Source organism: Yinghuangia seranimata (genome assembly GCF_029953285.1).
In the GTDB taxonomy this organism is placed as follows: domain Bacteria; phylum Actinomycetota; class Actinomycetes; order Streptomycetales; family Streptomycetaceae; genus Yinghuangia; species Yinghuangia seranimata.
The window spans coordinates 159,449-181,166 of record NZ_JASAOI010000002.1 but is presented as its reverse complement, the minus strand read 5'-3'; the positions used below and the strand labels follow the sequence as shown (position 1 = coordinate 181,166).

Here is a 21,718-nt window from a genome sequence, read left to right as displayed (position 1 = left end):
CTGATGACGCCTGCCCGACGCATCCGCATCGGTATCGACACCGGCGGAACCTTCACCGACGTCGTCGCGCTCGACGAGGACAGCGGCGACCTGGTCACCACCAAGACCCCGTCAACGCCTTCCGACCCGGCGGACGGCTTCATGAACGGCATCGACAAGGTCCTCGCCATGCTGGGCTGCACCGGCGAGGACATCACCGCTGTCGCGCACGGCACCACGGTCGCCACGAACCAGCTCCTCGAGGACAAGATCGACCGCCTCGGGTTCGTGACCACCGAGGGCTACGAGTTCATCCTGGAGATCGCCCGCCAGGCCGTGCCGGACGGCTACGGCAACTCGTACTTCTGGGTCAAGCCCGACCGCATCGTGCCCGTCGACCGGGTCCGCGCCGTCGGCGGCCGCATGGACTTCCACGGCCGCGAGATACGCCCGTTCGACGAGGAGGGCGCCCGCGAGGCGGCCCGCTGGTTCCGCGAGCAGGGCATCAGCACGATCGGCGTGTGCCTGCTGCACGCGTACGCCAACCCCAAGCACGAACTGCGCATGCGGGACGCCCTCTTGGCGGAGCAGCCGGACGCGGTCGTCTCGATCAGCTCCGAAGTCCTGCGCGAGTACCGGGAGTACGAGCGCTCGATGACGACTCTGGTGGACGCCGCGGTGAAGCCGCGCGTGGGCCGCTACGTCGCCGGCATCCAGCGGCGCCTGGACGCCTTCACCGGGCGGCCCACGCCGTTCTCCATCATGAAGTCCAACGGCGGCGTGCTGTCCGCCGAGGAGGTCGTGCACCAGCCGATCACCACGGTCCTGTCCGGCCCGGCGGCCGGCGCGCTCGGCGCCGCGCTCATCGCCGAACGCGCGGGATTCGACAAGGTGTTGACCTGCGACGGCGGCGGCACCTCCACGGACGTGTCGGTCGTCCTCGGCGGCGAACCGACGCTGACCACCGAGGGCAGCGTCGGCCGTTTCCCGTCCAAGATCCCGATGATCGACGTGGTGACGGTCGGCGCGGGCGGCGGCTCGGTGGCGTGGATCTCGCCCGAGGGCACCCTCAAGGTCGGGCCGCGCTCGGCGGGCGCCGACCCCGGTCCGCTCTGCTACGCCCGCGGCGGCACCGAGCCGACGATCACCGACGCGCACGTGCTGCTCGGCCGCATCCCCCCGCACCTGCTGGGCGGCGAGATCCCGCTGAACGTCGACGCCGCCCGCGAGGGCCTCGCCAAGATCGCCGGTGAACTCGGTCTGGGGCTCGAGCAGTGCGCCACCGGGATCCTGGAGATCTCCGCCTGGAACCAGGCGAACGCGCTGCGCCAGATCACCGTCAAGCGCGGCCTGGACGTCCGCGACTTCACCATGGCGACGTTCGGCGGGTCCGGATCGCTGCTGCTGTGCCGCCTGATCGACATCCTCGGGCTGGCCGGCGTGATCGTGCCGCGCGACCCCGGCAACGTGTCCGCGTTCGGGCTGCTGACCGTGGACGTCCGCTGCGACTACGTGCGCACCGCGGTCGCCCGCCAGCCGGAGCTCGACCACGCGCGGACCGCGGAGATCCTCGCGGAGCTCACCGGGCAGGCCGCCGAGGCCCTCGACAAGGAGGGGTTCGCGCGCGCCGACCACAAGTACGTGCGCACCGCCGACCTGCGCTACTTCGGGCAGGCCTTCGAGGTCCGGGTCCCGGTGCCGGACGGCGACGTCGACGAGGCGCTGACCGAGGCCGTCGCCGACGCGTTCCACGAGGCCCACGAGCGGCTGTACGGCTACAACTTCCGCGGCGACCCGCACCAGACCGTCGAGTGGGTCAACCTGCGCGTCACGGGCGTCGGACCGATCCGCCGCCCCGAGCTGCGCGAACTGCCGCCCGGCGACGGCGATCCCGCCCGCGCCTGCACCGGCCGACGCCCCGTCTGCTTCGACGCCGCGGCCGGCTACGTCGACACCGCGATCTACAACCGCGCCGCGCTCGCTCCGGGGGACGTCCTCGAAGGCCCGGTGGTCATCGAGGAGTTCGGCTCGACCATCCCGGTGCACCCGGGCTTCACCGCACGCGTCGACGCGTACGGCAACGTCATCGTCACCCCCGTCGCCGCGCTTCCCAAGGAGGCCTGACCAGTGCCAGCCAACCCGCCTGCTTCCGCGCCCGTGGTCCTGCCCGGCGCCGCCCGCTCCTCCGTCGGCCACGTCGACCCGGTCGTCCTCGAGATCGTCGAAGGCACGCTCGCCTCGGTCGAGATGGAGGTCGAGACGGCCATCGCGCGCACCTCGCGCTCGCCCATGATCCGCGACGCCCACGACTTCCGCGCCGGCATCCACGACCGCCGGCTGCGCAAGCTCACCGGGCGCTCGTACTCCGCGCTCGTCCACCCGGTCGCGCGCGACTTCCCGCTGGAGACCATGCGTCCCGGCGACGTGTTCTTCCACAACGACGTCTACGAGTCGGAGGGCGGCATCGGCCACCTCCCGGATCTGTGCGTGACGGTGCCGGTGTTCGCGGACGGCGAGGTCGTCGCGTTCGTCCAGGCGTTCGGGCACCACGACGACATCGGCGGCTGCTGCCCCGGCTCGATGCCGTCCGGCGCGACCAGCGTGTACGAGGAGGGCCTGATGGTCCCTCCGATCAAGCTGTGGGACCAGGGCGTGCCCAACCAGGCCGCGCTGCGCATCATGACCCGCAACTCGCGGATGCCCGACTCGCTCGCCGCCGACCTCGACGCCGAGTGCTCGGCGTGCCTGATGGGGTCGCGGCGGCTGACCGAGCTGTTCGAGCGGTACGGCCGGGCCACCGTCGAGGCGTGCTTCGACGCGATCCTGGACAAGACGACCGAGACGTACCGCCGCGAGATCCTGTCGAAGATCCCCGACGGGGAGTACGTCTGGGAGGACTACGCCGAGCACGACGGCGTCGACGAGCCCCGGCTGCACACGCAGCGCATCACGCTCACCAAGACGCCCGACAAGATCGTCATCGACTTCACGGGCACCTCGCCGCAGGCCAAGGGCCCGATCAACCACTGCGGCGACTACGCCGACGGCAACTTTCTCAAGAAGTGGCTCGCGCCGATCCTGCGGAACCTCGCGGACACCCCCGAGCGCATGGCCGAACTCGACGTCAACGAAGGCGTCGTGCCGCTGATCGAGATGAAGTTCCCGGAGAAGGGCACGCTGCTGACGCCGATCTTCCCGGCGCCGACCAACGCCCGCACGTTCGTCATCCTGCGCCTTCTGGGCGTGCTCGCGGGCGTGCTGGCCAAGGCCGTGGACGGGCGGATGCCGGCCGACCAGGAGACGATCCGCTACACGGGCGTGTACGGGCACGACGAGGACGGCCGCTCGTACCTCATGCGCGAGGTGCTCGGCGGCGGGTCGGGCGGGCGCTACTACGCCGACGGCGAGGACACGATCCACGTCGTTCCGGACTCGCGGAACCTGCCGACCGAGTTCACCGAGTCGCGCTTCCCGTTCCTCGTCGAACGCCTCGGCCTGGCGGTCGACTCGGGCGGCCCCGGGCGGTTCCGCGGCGGCCTGGGCTACGAGAAGCACATCCGCATGCTGCGCGACGCGTCGTTCATGTCGATCGCCGACCGCTCGATCCTCGCGTGCTGGGGCGTCAAGGGCGGCAAGGCCGGCCGGCCGTTCCAGGTGGTCATCGACCCGGGCGGCCCCAACGAGCGGGAGATGGACGGGCTCGTCGACGACGAGCCGGTGCGCGCCGGGGAGGTCATCCGGATCCGCACCACCGGGGGCGGCGGCTGGGGCGACCCGCTGGAGCGCGACATCGCGCTGGTCGAGCGGGACGTGCTGTGGGGCAAGGTGTCCGAGGCCGGAGCGCGCGACGACTACGGCGTCGTGCTGGCCGACGGCGTCGCGGACCACGGGGCCACGGCCGCGCTCCGGGCCGAGCTGCGCGCGGCACGGCCCGACGTCGAGCCCTTCTTCGACCGCGGTCCCGGCTACGCGCGGCTGTCGGGCGGCGCGTCGTACGCGGACGTCGACCTGCTCTAGCCGCGCCGCGAAGGCTCCCGGGCACCCACCAGTACCGCATCAATTGCCAACAAAGACACCGCCATTGGGCGCTTGTTGACGACGAGCGCCTGGTGGGTGCCCGCCTAGCCTCGGCGCATCGCCCACGCTCACGGCCCCGGTTCGACCTCGCCGGGCCGCGAGCGGCCCCGCCTCGAAAGGGAACGCACGTGAGCGGACCTCTATGCGACCTGATTGTGCTCGACCTGTCCCGCGCGCTCGCCGGACCCCACGCCGCGATGATGCTCGGCGACATGGGGGCCCGCGTCATCAAGGTGGAGAGCCCCGGGGGCGGGGACGACACCCGCGGGTGGGGGCCGCCGTTCGTCGGTCCCGAGGACGCCCGGGAGTCCACGTACTTCCTGTCCTGCAACCGCAACAAGGAGTCGGTCGTCCTGGACCTCAAGTCCGCGGAGGGCCGCGACGTCCTCGCCCGGCTCGTACGCCGCTGCGACGTCCTGGTCGAGAACTTCCGGCCCGGGGTGCTGGACCGCCTCGGCTTCCCGGCCGAGGAGCTGCACCGGCTCAACCCGCGGCTCGTCGTCCTGTCGATCAGCGGCTTCGGGCACGACGGGCCCGAGGGCGGCCGGCCCGGCTACGACCAGATAGCGCAGGGCGAGGCCGGTCTGATGAGCCTCACGGGGCCCGACCCGGACTCCCCCACGCGGATCGGGGTGCCGATCGGAGACCTGCTCGCGGGGATGTACGGCGCGTACGGCGTCCTCGCCGCGCTGCACGAGCGGGAAAGGACCGGGCTCGGCCGGGTCGTGCGGACCTCGCTGCTCGCCGCGATCGTGGGCGTGCACGCGTTCCAGGGGACGAACTACACCGTGGCCGGGCAGGTCGGGCGCGCGCAGGGCAACCTGCACCCGTCGCTCCAGCCGTACGGCTCCTACCGCTGCCGCGACGCGATCATCCAGGTCGCCGTGGGCAGCGAGGGCCTGTGGGCGCGGTTCGCGCCGCTGGTCGGGATCGCCGCCGACGACCCGAGGTTCGCCGTCAACGCCGACCGCGTCGTGCACCGCGACGAACTCGCGGCCGCGATCAACGCGGCGTTCGCGGACCGCGGCGTCGACGAACTCCTCGCCGAACTCTCCGCCGCGGGCATCCCCGCCGGCGAGGTCCGCACGCTGGACCGGGTGTACGAGTGGGAGCAGACCAAGTCGCAGGGGCTGCTGCTCGACCTCGTGCACAGCACCCTCGGCCCGGTCCGCGTGCCCGGGCCCGCGGTCCGGCTGGACGGCGGCGGACGCCGCCGGCACGAGGCTCCGCCGACGCTCGGCGAGCACACCGACAAGGTGCTGGACTGGCTCGACGCCGAGGACGCGCGCGAAATGCACGCGGCGCAGAGGCTGTCGGCATGACCACCCCGGCGCCGCCGCGGTCCGGGAGGACGTCGGCGCGCGAGCTCATCGACCACGTCCTGGACCCCGGCACGTGGCTGTCGTGGGACGCCCCGCCGACCCGGCCCGCGGCCGTCGAGCCGGGCTACGCGGCGGAACTGCGCGCGGCGGCCGAGCGCAGCGGCGCCGACGAGGCGGTCCGCACCGGCGAGGGCCGTATCCACGGGCGCCGGGTCGCGGTCGTCGCCTGCGAGTTCGCGTTCCTCGCCGGGTCGATCGGGGTCGCCGCGGCCGACCGGCTCGTGGCCGCGATCGAGCGGGCCACGGCCGAGCGGCTGCCGCTGGTCGCCTCGCCGACGTCGGGCGGCACGCGCATGCAGGAAGGGGTCGTCGCCTTCCTGCAGATGGTGCGCATCACCGCGGCCGTGTCCGCGCACCGCGCCGCGGGGCTGGCGTACCTGGTGTACCTGCGCGGCCCGACGACCGGCGGGGTCCTCGCGTCGTGGGGATCGCTCGGCCATGTCACCGCCGCCGAACCGGGCGCGCTGATCGGGTTCCTCGGCCCGCGCGTGTACGAGGCGCTGCACGGCGAGCCGTTCCCGACCGGCGTCCAGACGGCCGAGAACCTGTACGCGCACGGCTTGGTCGACGCGGTCGTGCCACCCCGCGAGCTGCGCCGCGTCGCGTCGCGGGTGCTCGGCGTCGTGACCGCGCCGCGCGCCGCCGTGGCGGACGTGCCGGCGCTGCCCAAGGAGGCGCTGTCGGACGTGCCCGCGTGGGACTCCGTGGTCCGCTCGCGGCGCGGCGACCGCCCGGGCGTCCGGGCGCTGCTGCGCTTGGCGGCTGCCGACGTCGTGCCGCTGCACGGCACCGGCGAGGGCGAGAGCGACCCGGGCCTCCTGCTCGCGCTCGCACGGTTCGGCGCCGCGCCGTGCGTGCTCCTCGGCCAGGACCGGCGGCACCAGTCGAAGCACGGGCCTTTCGGACCCGCGGGGCTCCGGGTCGCCCGCCGCGGCATGCGCCTGGCCGCCGAGCTGGGCCTGCCCCTGGTCAGCGTCATCGACACCGCAGGCGCCGCGTTGAGCCCGGAGGCCGAGGAGGGCGGGCTCGCCGGGGAGATAGCGCGCTGTCTCGCGGACCTGGTGGCGCTGCCCGCGCCGACGCTGTGCCTGCTGCTCGGGCAGGGCGCGGGAGGAGGCGCGCTGGCACTGCTTCCCGCCGACCGGGTGCTGTGCGCGCAGCACGCGTGGCTGGCGCCGCTGCCGCCCGAAGGGGCGTCCGTGATCCGGTACCGGACCACCGGGCGGGCCGCCGAGCTGGCCGCGGCCCAGGGCGTCCGCTCCCTCGACCTGCTGCGCGACGGCGTCGTCGACCGGATCGTCGCGGAACGCCCGGACGCCGCGGACGAGCCCGCGGAGTTCATCACCCGGCTCGGTCAGGCGCTCGAGAGCGAACTGGCCGAGCTGCTGCGCCGCCCCGCGGCCGAACGCCGGGCCGCACGGCTCGGCCGCTATGCCCGCCTTGGCAATTCCTGACGTACCGCCCCGGAAACCTCGGGCAATACCTGCCCAAGTGCGAGGGCGCGGCGCGTCCCTAGAGTCCTGACATCCCCGCAGACCAGGAGGATCCGGCCGATGCCGACCCCGGAGCCGAGCCCCGCACCACCCTACGGCCTGCCGTCCCTCGTCCACGCCGACGCGCCGGACGACGCGCCGCACCACCCGAGTGCCCGCGCCCGCGGCACCGGATCGATCCTCATCGCCCTCGGCGGCAACGCCATGGTCGGCCCGGACGGCAGCGCCACACCCCAGGCGCAGCAGGCGGCCATAGCCGTGGCCATGGAGTCCGTCGCCTGCGTCGTCGCCTCCGGGCTCCAGGTGGTCGTCACCCACGGCAACGGGCCGCAGGTGGGCAACCTGCTGGCGAAGAACGAACTCGCCGCGCACGTCCTGCCGCCCGTGCCGCTCGACTGGTGCGGCGCCCAGACGCAGGGCACGCTCGGCTTCACCATCACCTCCGCGCTCGAGGCGGCGCTGCGGCGCCGGGACTGCGGGGTGCCGGTCGCCGCCGTGGTGACCCGCACGCTCGTCGCGGCGACCGACCCCGCCTTCGGGCACCCCACCAAGCCGGTCGGGCGGTTCCTCCCGCGTGCCGAGGCCGAGGCGCTCGTCGCGCTCGGGCAGCACTGGGAGGACCGCGGCGCCAAGGGCTGGCGGCGCGTCGTGCCGTCGCCGGAGCCGCTGTCCGTCCTCGACGCGCCGGCGGTACACACGCTGCTCGCCGCCGGGTTCGTCGCGGTCGCCGCGGGCGGCGGCGGAATTCCCGTGGTGCGCACGGAGTCCGGGGCCGTGCACGGCGTCGAGGCGGTCCTGGACAAGGACCTCACCGCGGCGCTGCTCGCCACCGAGCTCGGCGCCGACGTGCTGGTGATCGCCACCGATGTGCCGTACGCCATGGTCGACTTCGGCACCGAGCACGAACGTCCCATCGAACGCGTCACGCCGCGGGAGCTGCGCGCGTACGCGGCGGACGGGCAGTTCGCCGGCGGCAGCATGGGACCGAAGATCGAGGCCGCGGCGCGTTTCGTCGAAGCCGGGGGCCGGCGCGCGGTCGTCACCTCCCTGGAACGCATCGCGGACGCCGTCGAAGGCCGTGCCGGCACGGTCGTCGAGGTCTGACCCGCCCCGGTACCCGCCACATCCCGTACCCGCCACATCCCGGACACACCTGTACCCGACCCATTGAACGAGGTGGAACATGCCCAGGCCGATCGAGGTCCACAAGGTAGCCATCGAGAGCGTCACCGACGCCTCGGGACTGGCCCAGCTCATCGACGACGGCGTGTTCGCGGCGGACGACGTGCTCGCGGTCATCGGCAAGACCGAGGGCAACGGCGGCGTCAACGACTACACGCGCATCCTCGCCGACCGCGCCTTCCGCGAGGTCCTGGTCGCGCGCGGCACCCGGACGCCGGACGAGGCCAAGGAGGTGCCGCTGGTGTGGTCCGGCGGCACCGACGGCGTGATCTCCCCGCACGCCACGGTGTTCGCGTACGCGCCGGAGGGCCGCTACGCGCCGAGCGACGAGCCGCGCGTGACCGTCGGCGTCGCCATGAGCGACGTGATCCTCCCCGAGGACATCGGCCGCCCGGCGATGGTCGCGAAGGTCGCCGAGGGCGTGCGCGAGGCGATGAAGGTCGCGGGCATCACGGACCCGGCCGACGTGCACTACGTCCAGACGAAGACGCCGCTGCTGGTCCTGGAGACCATCAACGACGCGAAGGCCCGCGGCTTCGACGTGTGGACCGAGGACACGCTCAAGTCCATGGACGTGTCCAACTCGACGACGGCGCTGGGCATCGCGGTCGCGCTCGGCGAGATCGAGATGCCGGGCGCCGAGCAGATCCACCGCGACCTGTCGCTCTACTCTTCGGTCGCGTCGTGCTCGTCCGGCGTGGAGCTGGACCGCGCCCAGATCGTCGTCGTCGGCAACGCCCGCGGCGTGGGCGGCCGGTTCCGCGTCGGCCACAGCGTCATGCGCGACGCGCTCGACCAGGACGGCATCTGGGAGGCGATCCGCTCGGCCGGCCTGGACCTGCCGGAACGCCCGCGCACCGGCGACCTGGACGGCCGGCTGGTCAACGTCTTCCTCAAGTGCGAGGCCGACCCCACGGGCAGCGTGCGCGGGCGCCGCAACATCATGCTCGACGACTCCGACGTGCACTGGCACCGCCAGATCAAGGCCTGCGTCGGCGGCGTGACCGCGGCCGTCACGGGCGACCCGGCGGTGTTCGTCTCGGTCGCCGCGGTGCACCAGGGCCCGTCCGGCGGCGGCCCGGTGGCGGCGATCGTCGACGCGGGCTGACGCCGACCACCCCCGCCAGGGGCCCTGCCGGCCGCCGGACGCCGTCAGGGCCCCTCGGCATGCCTGTGGTTCAGACCGTGGGAGAACGCGGAGGCAGGACCGCCTTCGGCGGCCTGTGTGCCAGCGTGGCGGCGTCCGTCGCGGCGGGCAGTTCCACGGTGACCGTCAGGCCCTGCCCCGGTGCGGTGTCGACGCGTACCGTCCCGCCGTTCGCCGCCGTGGCGGCGTGGACCACGGCCATGCCCAGCCCGCTTCCGGCGTCCGAGGCGCCTGCGTTCGCGGGTCCGCCGCCGTCACGCGCCGCGCGGAAGAAGCGGTCGAAGATGCGGTCGGCGTCCTGGGGGCGCATGCCGGGTCCTTCGTCGCGGACCTGGACGACGCCCGAGTCAGCGTCGCCGGACACCGAAACGTGGACGTCCGCCGAAACGGGTGTGTGCGCGCGGACGTTGGCCAGCAGGTTGGCGACGATCTGGCACAGCGTCGCCTCGTCGGCCAGTACCAGGAACGCGTCCGGCAGGTCCAAGTGCAGCCGCCGGTCGGGCTGTTGCGCGCTGAGGTCGGCGGCGGCCCCACGCACCACGCGGGCCAGGTCCACGGGGCGCGGCTGCAACCGCGGGCGCTGGTCGAGCCGGGCGAGGGCCAGCAGTTCGTCCACGAGCCGGGCCATCCGCTCGGCCTCGGCATTCATGCGTGCGAGGGCGCGGCGTTCCTCCTCCTCGGTGGTCAACATGCCCTTCTCGTACAGCTGCAGGTATCCGCGGATCGCCGCGAGCGGGGTGCGCAGCTCGTGCGACGCGTCGGCGACGAACCGCTTGAGGTGCGCGGCCGCGTGCTCGCGCGTCTCGAACGCCGACTCGACCTGCTGGAGCATCGCGTTGAGCGCGGTGCGCAGTTGCTCGACCTCGCGGAACGAGCTCTTGCGCGGTGCCACCCGCGCGGACAGGTCGGGCCGGTCCGGGCCGCCCTCCGCGATGCCGGACGCCGTCTCGACCATGTCCTCCAGCGGTTGCAGCCGCCAGCGCGCACCGAAGTAGATGAAGGCGCCGAGCAGCACCACGAGAACGCCGCCGACCGTCAGTTCGAGGTGCACGACCTTGCTCACCACAGCGCCCGCGTCGCGGGTGCTCCGGGCCAACAGCACGTATTCGCCGTCCGCGAGCCGTGCCACGGCGGCCCGGTAGTCCTCGCCGCCGACCGAGATGTCGAAGGGGGCGCGGTGGGCGGCGATACCGCCCGGTTCGCGTGCGGCCGCCGCCAGCGCGCGCTGGAGGGCGTCCGGGGGCTGGTCGGACAGCGGCAGCGCGTTGCCCTCGGCGTCGAGCATGGCGAACGTGTTGCCGTGGAACCCGGCGGCCTCCAGCACCTCGGGGAGTTTCACCAGCGTGCCGATGGCCGACAACTGCGCACGGGTCATCCCCGTCCGCTCGATGCTCTCGCGGCCGGAGTTCAGGTCGTTGTCGATGCCCGACATCAGGTAGTGCTGGATGCCCATCATGCTGAACCAGATCAGCAGGGCCAGCCCGGCGGCGAGCACGACGATGCTGCTGACCGCCAGCTTCGCCCGCAGCGCGATCATGTGCGGGCTGCGTTCTCCCGAGCGCCGGATACGCCGCCGTCTCACGTGCGTTCGCCCCATGCGGGGCTGAGCCCGTACCCGACGCCGCGCCGCGTGGTGATCAGCGGCGGCCCGTCCGGCGCAAGCGGATCGAGCTTGCGGCGCAGGTAGCTGATGTACGTCTCGACCACCGTGGACTCCACGGCGTGCTCGTACTTCCAGACGCTGCGTAGCAGTTGCTCCTTGGGCACGATGCGGTCGGCGTGCCGCATCAGGTGCCGCAGCAGCGCGAACTCGGTCGGGGTGAGCTCGGCGCTGCGGTCGCCGCGCCGGGCGGTGTACGTGGCCTCGTCCAGTTCCAGGTCGCCGTGCCGCAGGACGGGGGGACGCGGCGCCGGCGGCGTGGTCTCGGCCGCCGCGGGGCGGGTGCGGCGCAGCACCGCGCGGGTCCGCGCGACCAGTTCGTCCACGTTGAAGGGCTTGGTGATGTAGTCGTCGCCGCCGAGCGTGAGGCCCTTCACCACGTCGGCCGGGGCGTCGCGCGCGGTCAGGAAGACGACGGCGAGCTCTGGGCGTTCGGCGCGGAGGACGCGGCACACCTGCCTGCCGTCGCCGTCGGGGAGGGAGATGTCCAGCAGGACGGCGTCCGGCCGCACGCCGCGCGCCACCGCGAGCGCCGTCTGCACGCCGTCCGCGGTGACCACCTCGAAGCCGTGGAACCGCAGGGTGATGGCGAGGACGTCCGCGATGCTCGGCTCGTCCTCGACGACCAGGACCGTTGCGCCCGCGCGTGCCTGACTGGTGCTCATGTCCCGATTATCGGCCCCGAGTTTGCGGAACTCCGGGGGACAGCTTGTGAGCTTCTTGTGAGTCCGCCACCGCCCCGTCGTCCGCGCGCCGCCGCCGACCGAGTCTGACGCAGAAGCGGACACCGGGCGAGGGCCCGGACGGCGAAAGGAAGCGGACTATGGCGGCCTGGGCGCGATGGTGCCTCAAACATCGGATCGCGGTGCTCCTGCTGTGGCTGGCCGCGCTGTTCGGAACGGTCGCGGCGGCGGTGACGGCGGGCACGGCGTACTCCAACGTCTTCAAGATCCCCGGCACGGGGTCGTCGGCGGCGTTCGAGCGCATGGAGAAGGCCTTCCCCGACCAGGCCGGCGACGTCGACACCATCGTCTGGGAGAACGAGCGCGGGGACGTGCGCGACCCGGCGGTCCGCGAGCGCATCACGGCGCTGCTCGCGGACGTCGCGCGGATGCCCGACGTCGGCAAGGTGGTGAGCCCGTACGACCCGGCGGGCGCCACACAGATCAGTGACAACCACCGCATCGCGTACGCCCAGATCACCTTCGTGAAGCAGCAGTTCGAGCTGGACAAGGCCAACACGAAGCGGCTGATCGACCGGGCCGAGAAGGCCCGGGCGCCGGGCCTGCGCGTCGAGTTGGGCGGTCCGGCGATCGCCGACGCGCAGAACCCGCCCGCCGGGCTTGCCGAGACCGTGGGCATCGTGGCCGCGGGCGTGATCCTGTTCTTCGCGTTCGGGTCCCTGTTCGCGATGCTTCTCCCGTTGGTGAGCGGCATCTTCGCGGTCGGCACGGGACTCGCCACCGCGGTGCTGCTCAGCCATGTCACCGGCATCCCGGAAGTGGCCACGCTGCTCGGCAGCCTGATCGGGCTCGGCGTCGGCATCGACTACGCGCTGTTCATCGTGACCCGGCACCGCAACGGCCTGAAGGCCGGGCTCACACCCGAAGAAGCGGCCGTACGGGCCCTGGACACGTCGGGCCGCGCGGTCCTCTTCGCGGGCGGCACCGTGTGCGCCGCCCTGCTCACGCTGTTCACCGTCGACATCTCGCTGCTGGACGGCATCGCCATCGCCACCACGCTCGTCGTGGTGCTGAGCGTGCTCGCGGCGTCCACACTGCTGCCCGCACTGCTCGGGTTCCTCGGCACACGCACGCTCAGCCGCCGCGAACGCCGCGCGCTCGCCGACTCCGGCCCGCAGAGCGGCGGCACGTCGGACGCCGGCCGAGGCGCGATCCGCTACGCCGCGTTCGTCGAACGCCACCCGCGTGCGCTGGGCGCCGTCGCGCTCGCGGTGATGGCGGCGCTCGCGATCCCGGTGTTCTCGCTCCGGCTCGGGGCCAACGACCAGGGCAACCAGCGCACCTCGCAGACCGTGCGGCAGGCGTACGACCTGCTCGCGGAAGGCTTCGGGCCCGGCTTCAACGGGCCTCTGATGATGGTCGCGGAGCTGAACGGCCCGCAAGACGCCCAGGCGTTCGACACCCTCGTCGACCACGTGCGGCACACCCCGGGCGTGGTGCGCGCGGACGTCCTGCCGCTGCCCGCCGAAGGCGGCCTGGCCGCGGCGACGCGCGTCGTCCAGGTGGTGCCGACCACCTCGCCGCAGGCGGAGGCCACGGACGACCTGATCGACCGGCTCCGCGACAGGACTGTTCCGGACGCGGCGCGCGGCACCACGCTCAAGGTCCACATCGGCGGCGAGACCGCTATGCAGAAGGACTTCGCCGCGGTCGTCGGCGACCGGCTGCCCGGGTTCGTCGCGCTGATCGTGGGACTGGGCGCGCTGCTGATGCTGCTCGCGTTCCGCAGCGTCCTGGTGCCGCTGACCGCGGCGGTGATGAACCTGATCGCGGCGGCCGCGTCGTTCGGCGTGCTGGTGGCGATCTTCCAGTGGGGCTGGGGCATGGACCTGCTGGGCCTCGGCAAGGAGGGGCCGATCGTGTCCTTCCTCCCGGTGATCATGCTGCCGCTGCTGTTCGGACTGTCCATGGACTACCAGGTGTTCCTGGTCAGCCGCATGCACGAGGAGTGGCTGCACACACGGGACAACGCCCGCGCGGTACGCATGGGCCAGGCCGGCACCGGCCGCGTCATCAATTCCGCGGCCCTCATCATGATCTTCGTGTTCAGCTCGTTCATCCTGACGGGCGACCGCGAGGGCATGATGGCGGGCATCGGCCTCGCCGGCGCGGTCGCCCTGGACGCCTTCATCCTGCGCATGCTCCTCGTCCCCGCCACCATGCACCTCCTCGGCCGCGCCAACTGGTGGCTCCCCGCCTGGCTCGACAAACTCCTCCCCCACCTGGCCGTCGACCCCCCGGACCGCCCGGTCACCCCGGTACTCGCGGACGACCACCCGTCCGACCAGCCCAAGGCGATGGTCCGATGACCCCCGTGCCGTAAGGGATTTGAGGGGAACCACCACCCGCGCCCGGCTTCGGCCGGGCGCGGGTGGGCGACGTCGCGGTCTCGAATACGCAGGACCGTTCGGTGGGCCCGCCGCTCAGACGGCGGTGGCGTTGATGGTGACGGGGATGTTGCCCCGGGTCGCCTTGGAGTAGGGGCAGATCTGGTGCGCGGCGTCGGCGAGCACTTCAGCGGTGTGCTGGTCGACGCCGCCGAGGCGCGGGCTCAGTGTGGCCAGGAGCGAGAACTCGCCGTCGCCGCCGTGGTGGAGGGTGACTTCGGCGGTGATCTCGGTGCTGGTGAGCCGGATCCTGCGCTGGGCGGCGGCGTGGCGCAGGGCGCCGAGGAAACAGGCCGCCCAACCCGCGGCGAGGAGCTGTTCCGGGTTGGTGGCGTCACCGGCTCCGCCCAGTTCCTTGGGGATGGACAGGCGGTGTTCGAGCAGACCGTCGGTGGACCGGGCGGTACCGCCGTTGCGGCCCTCGCCGGTGACGTCGACCGTGGCGGTGTAGGTGGCGGCCATGATGGGACTTCCCTTCGTGCGGATCTGCGGATCTGCGGATGTGAGCGGTGGGGGCGGGTCACCCGTGGGACAGCCTGTTGCGGGTCTCGACGGACGTGATCGTGTGCCGCAGCGCCTTCTTCAGCGCGCCCTTGCCGACGGTGCCCAGCAGCAGCCCGGTGACGCGGCCCTTGAGGTTCTTGCCTTCGCGCACCACCACGACGTCCAGTTGTGTCGACCCGTCGGGGAGCGGCGTGAAGGTGTAGGTGTGCCCCGACGCGCCGCCCCAGAGGTTGGAGTCGATCGTGGTCATGACCACGCGGTTCGCGTCGGACCAGTCGTAGTGCAGCCGTTCCCACACGCCGCGCGACCCCTCGGTGACGTCGGCGCGGTCGGCACCTTGTGCGTGGACCCGCAGGTACTCGTCGGCGCTGTTGGGGAACAGCTCCCGGCGCCCCGGCCCGAAATCGGTGAGGCTCGCCACGAACTGCTCCGGGGTCGCCAGCGTCCGCTCGGTGAAGTGGATGGTTGCCATGGTGTGCTCCCTGCGCTCCTCGCGTCGGTGTCCTGATCGGCGGTCCTCAGACTCCCCCGCGGCGGCGTCCCGTCGAGCCCGTGCCGAACCCTGGTCACCCCCGGGCCGTGACCCTGGCCACGGCACGGGACCCCGGGCCCGGGTACGGGCCAGGGTCCGGCACGGGCTCGACAGGCCCGCGACCCGGCGATCGTGGTCGGTGGGCGCCGACCGGCGTCCGTGGCGACGAAGGGGTTGACGAGGGTGGACTTCAAGATCGAACTCGTGGTCGTCCCGGTCTCGGACGTGGACCGGGCCAAGGAGTTCTACACGCGGATCGGGTTCCGCGAGGACGTCGACTTCTCCGGCCCCGGCGGCTTCCGGGTCGTGCACCTGACCCCGCCCGGTTCGGCGGCGTCGATCATCATCGGCAGCGGCGTGACGGACGCGGCACCCGGCTCCGGGCACGGCGTGCACCTGGTCGTCGACGACGTCGTCGCGGCCCGCGCCGCGTTGGCGGCCGCCGGGGCCGAGGTCGGCGAGGTCTTCCACGACGCCGGCGGGGTCTTCCACCACGCCGGCACCGCCGACCGGGTCGCCGGCCCGCACCCCGCCCGGCAGTCGTACGGCTCGTTCGCGGCGTTCGCCGACCCGGACGGCAACACCTTCGTGCTGCAGGAGGTCACCACGCGGCGCCCCGGCCGGATCAGCCACGTGGTCTACCGCTCGGTCGCCGAGCTCGAGTCGGCGCTGCGCGACGCGGCGCTCGCCCACGGCGAGTACGAAAGCGAACTCGGCCACGAGGACGCGGACTGGCCGACCTGGTACGCCGCCCACATGGCGCGCGCGGCCGGGCTCGGCGGCTGAACAAGCGTTGGCGCCGCCTGATCGCAGGCGGACCAGTGGACCGGCACGGTCGCGGTGGTACGAGGACGAGGGACGGCGGGGCATGGAATCCATCAGCACGGCGATGGTGGGCCGGGACGGCGAGCAGGCGGAGCTCTTGGCGTTCGTCACGTCCGCCTCGGGCCGGGCACTCGTCCTGCGCGGGGAGACGGGGGTCGGCAAGAGCTCGCTGTTGAGCCGCGCCGCGGCGATCGGGGAGCGGGAAGGACACGTGGTCGTCCGGGCCGCGGGCGTCGAAGCGGAATCGGAGCTGCCCTATGCCGGGCTCCATCAGCTCCTCCATCCGCTGCTCGCGGACGTCGCGCGGCTGGACGCCGGCAGCCGGGCGGTGTTCGACGCTGTGTTCGGCGGAGTGCGGGGCGATCCGCCGTCGGTCATGACGCTCGGCATCGCCGTTCTCGGCCTGCTGTCACACGCCGCCGTGGAGCGGCCGCTGCTGCTGGTCCTCGACGACGGCCAGTGGCTGGACGACGTCAGCGCGGACCTGTGCGGCTTCGTGGGGCGGCGCCTGGCCGGCGGCCCGGTGAAGCTGCTGCTCGCGGTCCGCGCCGACATCGCGTCGCGCTTCGACACCGCGGCGCTGCCCGAGCTGCCCGTCGCCGCCCTCGCCGACGAGGACGCGGCACGCCTGCTCGACGGCCGGTACCCGAACCTGGGCCGGCAGGTCCGCCGGACCGTTCTGGAGCAGGCGCAGGGCAACCCGCTGGCCCTACTGGAGTTGCCCGTCCACCTCGCGGGCCGGTCGGGCGGGGCCGCGCGGGAGGACCCCGTCGGTCAGCACGGCGTGCCGTTGCCCTGGCGGCTGCAACGGCTGTTCGGTGCCCGCGTCGCCGCCCTCGGCGAGCGGGTGCGGGCCGAACTGCTGATGGGCGCGCTCGACGGTGCCGGGACCCGGTCCGACACCGTCCCCGGAACGCGTTACCGCATGCGCGACGCCGACGAGGCGGTCGCCGCCGGGTTGGTGGACATCGAGCCCGTCACCGGGGACTTCGTCTTCCGGCACCCGCTCGTGCGCTCCACCGTCGTACAGATGGCCACCCCCAACCAGCGGCGCGCCGCGCACGCGGCACTCGCCCAGGTCCACCGCGAGCGTCTCGAACGGCGGGCGACGCACCTGGCGGCGGCCACCGTCGATCCCGACGAGGAGGTGGCCGACGTCCTGGAAGCGGCGGCCGAGTCGGCGACCCGGCGGGGCGGTGCTCTGGCGGCCGTGACCTGGCTGACCCGCGCCGCCGAGCTCAGCGAGAACCCCACCGACCGGTCGCGGCGGCTGGCCGACGCGGCGTTCGTCGCCGGGCACGCCGCCCGGCTCGGCCAGGCCGACCGGCTCGTCCGGTCCGACCTCGCACCGGGCTCGACGGATTCGCCGGCCTCGGTTCTGGTCCACGCCTACCAGGCGCTCTACCAGGACGGCGACGTCCGTTCCACCCGGCGGCAGGTCGCCGCCGCGATCGAGAGGCTGCGCGACGGCGGGACGGTCGGTTCCGACGAGGAGCGCACCCGGCTGGTGAACCTGCTCTTGGCGATCAGCCAGTACGCCGGGGACCGTGCGGCGTGGGAGGACACGCGCGGACTCCTCGCGTCCCTCAACGACGTGGTCACCGAACGCTCGCGGCTGTACGGCGACGTGTGGAGTGATGTGACGCGGCACGGCGCCGGCTGGGCCGGGCAGGTGGAACAGGCCGCCACGAACCTGCCGGACATGGAACCCTGGGACGTCTCGCGCCTGGCCGTGTCCGCCTACCACCTCGACGTCCTGAGCGGGTACCGCCCGCATCTGCAGCGCGTCGTGGACCGCGAGCTGGAGACCGGGGCCGTGTCCAGCGGCATGGTCATGCTGCACCTGATCATGCTCGACCAGATGGCGGTCGGCGAGTGGGACGCGGCCGAGGACGTGGGGCGGCGGGTACTGGACCTGGCGACCGAGCACGGGCACGCGTTGTTCGCCGTCCAGAGCCGTGCCTACCTGGCCCAACTCGCCGCGCTGCGCGGACAGGTCGGGCGGTCGCGGGACCTGCAGGCCGAGGTGGACGCCTGGGCCCGGCCGCGTGGACTGGGGTTCCTGACCCAGGTGGCCGACGCCGCCGGCGCGGCCGCCGCGTTGAGCGCCGGCGACTACGAGGCCGCATATCTCTACGCGATCGGCATCACGCCTCCGGGCGTGTTCCAGCCCTACGTGCATCAGGCCTCGCGCACCCTGCTCGACCTCGTCGAGGCCGCCCGGCACACCGGACGCGCCGAACACGCCCGGGCGCACGCGCTGGCCGCGCGGGACGCCGGGCTGCCGCACACGTCACCGCGCCTGGCGCTGGTCACCTATGGTGCGCTGGCGATGACCGCCGAAGACGAGCGGGAGGCCGCCGAGATGTTCGCGCGGGCCGAAGCCCACCCGGACGCCGCCGGCTTCCCGTTCGAACTGGCCCGGATCCGGTTGGCGCACGGCATCCGGGTGCGCCACGTGCAAGGCCGGGCGGCAGCCCGGGCGTTCCTGGTTCCGGCGGTCGAGGCGTTCGAGCGGCTCGGCGCGGCCGGCTGGGCCGAGCGGGCGCACGCCGAACTGCGGGCCACCGGTGCGGTACCGCGTGCGTCGACGCTGAACCTGGCGTCGTTGACCTGGCAGGAGCGCCGCATCGCCGACCTGGCCGCCGGCGGCCTGACCAACAAGGAGATCGGCGAGCGGATGCGCCTGTCGCCGCGTACCGTCAGCTCGCACCTGTACCGCGTCTTCCCGAAGCTGGGCATCACGACCCGGGCGGCGCTGCGCGACGCGCTGAGCCGGACCGAGGTGGACTGACGTGCGCGTTCAGCCCCGTGCGGCCGTGGCCTCGACGCCGTTGGCGGCCAGCCAGGCGAGGACGTGGTCGGCGACCGCGCGCCAGTCGCTGTCGAACACCAGTGAATGCCCTCGGTCGGCGAACTGCTTCAGGTCGGTCACGGCGGGCGAGTCGCCGTACAGCTTGTACACCGCGCGGGTGACGGCGTCCGGGACCATCCGGTCCTCCTGCCCGGAGACGAGCAGCAGCGGTCCGCGCTCCGGGTCGGCCGTGTCGACGACGGTGTCGGCCACACCGGCGGCGGTGCGGTGCAGACCCAGCTCCTCGAGCAGCCGGTGCGGGCCCGGGACGGCGTACCGCTCGAAGAGCTTCGCGGCCTCCTCCTCGCCGACCGTGTTGGCCACGACGTGCCGGAACTGGGCCCGGGGCAGCGGTTCGGAGCCCGGGTACCGGGTCGAGGCGGCCGATGGCGGCGACCACGGCCGGGGCCCGGCGCCGTCCGGCCACACACCGTTGGCCGGCAGCGGTGCGAGCGCCACCGCCGCACGGCCGAGGCCGCCGCCAAGGAGGTGTTGGGCGACGAGACCACCGGCCGAATGCCCGACGAGGACCGGCGGGTCGTCGAACGAACGCACGATCGCCTCGTAGTGGGCGGTGAGTGCGGCGAGCCCGACGTCGCGCAGCGGGCCGGGATCGCGGCGGACCTCCGCCGCGGTGGCGGCTTCGCCGGGCCAACCCGGGACGCACACCGCGAACCCGTACGCGGTGAACCTCTCCGCCCAACCCTCCCAGGAGGACATGTGAAACCACGCACCGTGGATGAAGACGACGGGAGTTCGCTTCACGGCCTGACCTTCCGATTGCACAACGACCCGCCGCCTGCTCGGCGGCGCTCCTTCAAGGATCAGCACTTGTCGGCGCGGCGGAAACAGTCGGATGACTGCAGGTGATGACGCGGCGGCCCCCTCGAGGGTCCCGGCGTCATCTGACGGATGTGCCGAAGCGGTAGGCGACGAAGAGTGGCAGTGCCCGCAAAACCACAGGGAAGGACCAGAGTTGATGAACAGGGAAGCGACCGGTTCCAGCACGAACGACATCGCGGCGGACGCCCGCAAGGCCCGGTTCGGCGCGCTCCCGCCGCGCGTCGCCCCTGCGGACCTCGTCGAGGAGAAGCCCGCGTCGCCCGTGCGCGCGGCGATGAGCGACTACGACCCCGACGGGCTGGGGCTCAGGTTCTCCTGCCTGGCGGCCGACCTGGGGCTCTGACGCCCCGGCACGCGAACACGTGCGGACCCGCCCCTCCTCGGGGCGGGTCCGCACGTTTCCGTACGCGCCCGGGTCAGCCGCGCGACGCCGGCGCGCAGCGGAAGCTGCTCGCGGCCGCGGGGTCGCCGTGGCCGGTGTACCGGGACACCATCGGGTAGCGGCACACGTCGCGGACGACCGTCTGGCCGGTGGCGGTGGTCAGGGAGGCGTGCAGTACGGCCGGGGCCTTGCCCTGCTCGACCCACGCGGTCAGCGCCGCCAGGTCGTCGACGTTCCCGCCCAGTCCGCAGTGCGCCACGCCGGGGGCCAGGAACACGCGGTAGAAGTCGTCGACCTTCCTGGTGCCGCCCATCCGGGCGTCGACGCGCTCGCGGTAGTCGACCGTGCCCGCGGTGGGGATCAGTTGGTCGGCGTCGCCGTGCCAGGTGAGCAGCTTGCCGCCGGCGGCCCGGAACGCCGACAGGTCCGCGTCGCGGGTGCCGATGACGTCGTCGTACTCGGCGCGGGCCTTCCGGAAGATCTCGTCGAACTTCGCGTAGGTGAGGTCCGCGTTGCCGAGCGCGGGCCGCTTCTCCACGAACGTGGCGGCCCAGGCCGCCGGGACGAAGAACGGCGCGCCCGTGGTGGCGCCGTTCGCGTCGGTCGTGGTGGCCGCCAGGTAGCGGAAGTCGGCGCCGACAGGCAGGCCGTACCAGAGCCGCTTGCCGTTCGCGTCGCGCGGACCGTCCCAGATCTTGCGGACCACCTCGGCGTCGGCGGCGGTGATGGTGACCTGCTTGCCGTCGCACTCGACCGTGGTGCCGACCAGGCGCCGCGGGTCGACGTCGCACGCGCCCGGGTCGCTGACCAGGCCGTCGGCGACGCCGTCGAGTGTGTCGCAGGCGTTGAGCGCCGCTCGGTTGAAGGCGTCGAACTCGCAGGGCGTGGGGTAGGTGTGCTCCTCGTTCATCACCACCTGCGGCCACAGCGTGGCGACTTCGAACTGGTTCCAGTTGATCGCCGGCGCGGCGGCGTTGACGCCGTTGAAGTCGGTCGGGTACTTCTGGGCCTCCATGTAGCCCTGGCGTCCGCCGGTGGAACAGCCGTTCCAGTAGGAGTAGGACGCGGCGCGGCCGTAGACGTCGGCGACCACCTGCTTGCCGACGAGTGCCATCTCGTGCGCGGACCGGGAGGCGAAATTGTTCAGCGATGTCGTGTTGATCCGGCCGCTGGAGTCCAGCGCCCAGCCGGTGTCCAGCGCGCCGCCCACGCCGGCGTCGGTGGTCGCCGCCGCATAGCCCTGCTTGACCGCCGCGGCCAGGCCGGCACCGTTGTCACCGGCCGCGTAGGCGACGCCGCCGACCGCCTGGAAGCGGCCGTTCCAGCCGGACTGCGGCAACCACACCCGCACCGTGGCGTGGTCCCCGGCGCCGGGATGGGTCAGGGTGACCGTCACCGCGCAGTGCGCCGGGACGTCGGGCACCGGGAAGCCGCCGAGCGGCGGGACCCCGGGCACCTGGAACGTGCCCGCCGGGACGCTGGTCGCGGTCACCGACTCCACTGCGGCGCCGTCGGGGCCCGGCAGTTGGAACGGGGTGCACGTGAACGACACCGGGCCGGAGGCGGCGGCCGTGCCGGTCGCGGGACCGGGGGAAGCGCTCACCGGCGCGTAGACAGCGCCTGCGGCGACCAGCGGAACAGCGACCGCCGCCAGGGTCAGAAGCCGTCGTTTCATGATCTCTCCTCGGTTCGGGGACTGCGCCGTCACTGTGGTCGGCGCACGGGCGC

At 73.2% G+C, this 21,718-nt stretch carries 16 protein-coding genes; 10 read left to right on the top strand and 6 right to left on the bottom strand.

Annotated features, from left to right (window positions below):
* Positions 1–3 precede the first annotated feature (3 nt).
* From QI554_RS01055 to bar, 6 genes are all read left to right on the top strand, one after another.
* On the top strand, positions 4–2,103 hold the full coding sequence (locus tag QI554_RS01055; RefSeq protein WP_281464732.1) for a hydantoinase/oxoprolinase family protein: 2,100 nt from the start codon (positions 4–6) through the stop codon (positions 2,101–2,103).
* A 3-nt stretch (positions 2,104–2,106) separates the two neighbouring features.
* Positions 2,107–3,996, top strand: a complete 1,890-nt coding sequence (locus QI554_RS01050; protein ID WP_281464730.1) for a hydantoinase B/oxoprolinase family protein — start codon at positions 2,107–2,109, stop codon at positions 3,994–3,996.
* 188 nt (positions 3,997–4,184) lie between these two features.
* Positions 4,185–5,378, top strand: a complete 1,194-nt coding sequence (locus QI554_RS01045) for a CaiB/BaiF CoA transferase family protein (RefSeq protein ID WP_281464728.1) — start codon at positions 4,185–4,187, stop codon at positions 5,376–5,378.
* Positions 5,375–6,892: a carboxyl transferase domain-containing protein gene (locus QI554_RS01040; protein WP_281464726.1), complete on the top strand. Its 1,518-nt coding sequence runs from the start codon at positions 5,375–5,377 to the stop codon at positions 6,890–6,892. Before QI554_RS01045 ends, QI554_RS01040 begins: the two co-directional genes overlap by 4 nt.
* Before the next feature lie 99 nt (positions 6,893–6,991).
* On the top strand, positions 6,992–8,035 hold the full coding sequence (locus tag QI554_RS01035; protein WP_281464723.1) for a carbamate kinase: 1,044 nt from the start codon (positions 6,992–6,994) through the stop codon (positions 8,033–8,035).
* Positions 8,036–8,114: 79 nt separating this feature from the next.
* Positions 8,115–9,221, top strand: a complete 1,107-nt coding sequence (bar, locus tag QI554_RS01030; protein WP_281464721.1) for a barbiturase — start codon at positions 8,115–8,117, stop codon at positions 9,219–9,221.
* 70 nt (positions 9,222–9,291) lie between these two features.
* Here bar and QI554_RS01025 read toward each other — a convergent pair whose 3' ends face one another.
* Both QI554_RS01025 and QI554_RS01020 read right to left on the bottom strand, forming a co-directional pair.
* Positions 9,292–10,797: a sensor histidine kinase gene (locus tag QI554_RS01025; RefSeq protein ID WP_281464719.1), complete on the bottom strand. Its 1,506-nt coding sequence runs from the start codon at positions 10,795–10,797 to the stop codon at positions 9,292–9,294.
* A 41-nt stretch (positions 10,798–10,838) separates the two neighbouring features.
* Complete coding sequence (locus QI554_RS01020; protein WP_281464717.1) at positions 10,839–11,585, bottom strand: response regulator transcription factor; 747 nt, start codon at positions 11,583–11,585, stop codon at positions 10,839–10,841.
* Between the two features lie 158 nt (positions 11,586–11,743).
* Here QI554_RS01020 and QI554_RS01015 point away from each other — a divergent pair, with 158 nt between their 5' ends.
* On the top strand, positions 11,744–13,972 hold the full coding sequence (locus QI554_RS01015) for an MMPL family transporter (protein WP_281464715.1): 2,229 nt from the start codon (positions 11,744–11,746) through the stop codon (positions 13,970–13,972).
* A 114-nt stretch (positions 13,973–14,086) separates the two neighbouring features.
* Here QI554_RS01015 and QI554_RS01010 read toward each other — a convergent pair whose 3' ends face one another.
* Positions 14,087–14,512 carry an organic hydroperoxide resistance protein gene (locus tag QI554_RS01010; RefSeq protein WP_281464713.1) on the bottom strand — a complete coding sequence of 142 codons (426 nt, stop codon included), beginning with the start codon at positions 14,510–14,512 and terminating at the stop codon, positions 14,087–14,089.
* A 58-nt stretch (positions 14,513–14,570) separates the two neighbouring features.
* A complete protein-coding gene (locus QI554_RS01005; protein WP_281464711.1) occupies positions 14,571–15,026 on the bottom strand; it encodes a hypothetical protein in 456 nt (151 codons plus the stop codon).
* Positions 15,027–15,269: 243 nt separating this feature from the next.
* Here QI554_RS01005 and QI554_RS01000 point away from each other — a divergent pair, with 243 nt between their 5' ends.
* On the top strand, positions 15,270–15,872 hold the full coding sequence (locus QI554_RS01000; protein ID WP_343230740.1) for a VOC family protein: 603 nt from the start codon (positions 15,270–15,272) through the stop codon (positions 15,870–15,872).
* A gap of 82 nt (positions 15,873–15,954) precedes the next feature.
* Positions 15,955–18,705 carry a helix-turn-helix transcriptional regulator gene (locus QI554_RS00995; protein WP_281464709.1) on the top strand — a complete coding sequence of 917 codons (2,751 nt, stop codon included), beginning with the start codon at positions 15,955–15,957 and terminating at the stop codon, positions 18,703–18,705.
* A gap of 9 nt (positions 18,706–18,714) precedes the next feature.
* On the opposite strand, the gene QI554_RS00990 is transcribed toward QI554_RS00995, so the two are convergent.
* On the bottom strand, positions 18,715–19,530 hold the full coding sequence (locus QI554_RS00990; protein WP_281464707.1) for an alpha/beta hydrolase: 816 nt from the start codon (positions 19,528–19,530) through the stop codon (positions 18,715–18,717).
* A gap of 214 nt (positions 19,531–19,744) precedes the next feature.
* Here QI554_RS00990 and QI554_RS00985 point away from each other — a divergent pair, with 214 nt between their 5' ends.
* Positions 19,745–19,951 carry a hypothetical protein gene (locus tag QI554_RS00985; RefSeq protein ID WP_281464705.1) on the top strand — a complete coding sequence of 69 codons (207 nt, stop codon included), beginning with the start codon at positions 19,745–19,747 and terminating at the stop codon, positions 19,949–19,951.
* Positions 19,952–20,024: 73 nt separating this feature from the next.
* Here the strand turns inward: QI554_RS00985 and QI554_RS00980 are convergent, their stop codons facing one another.
* Complete coding sequence (locus tag QI554_RS00980; RefSeq protein WP_281464703.1) at positions 20,025–21,665, bottom strand: tannase/feruloyl esterase family alpha/beta hydrolase; 1,641 nt, start codon at positions 21,663–21,665, stop codon at positions 20,025–20,027.
* Between the last annotated feature and the right edge of the window lie 53 nt (positions 21,666–21,718).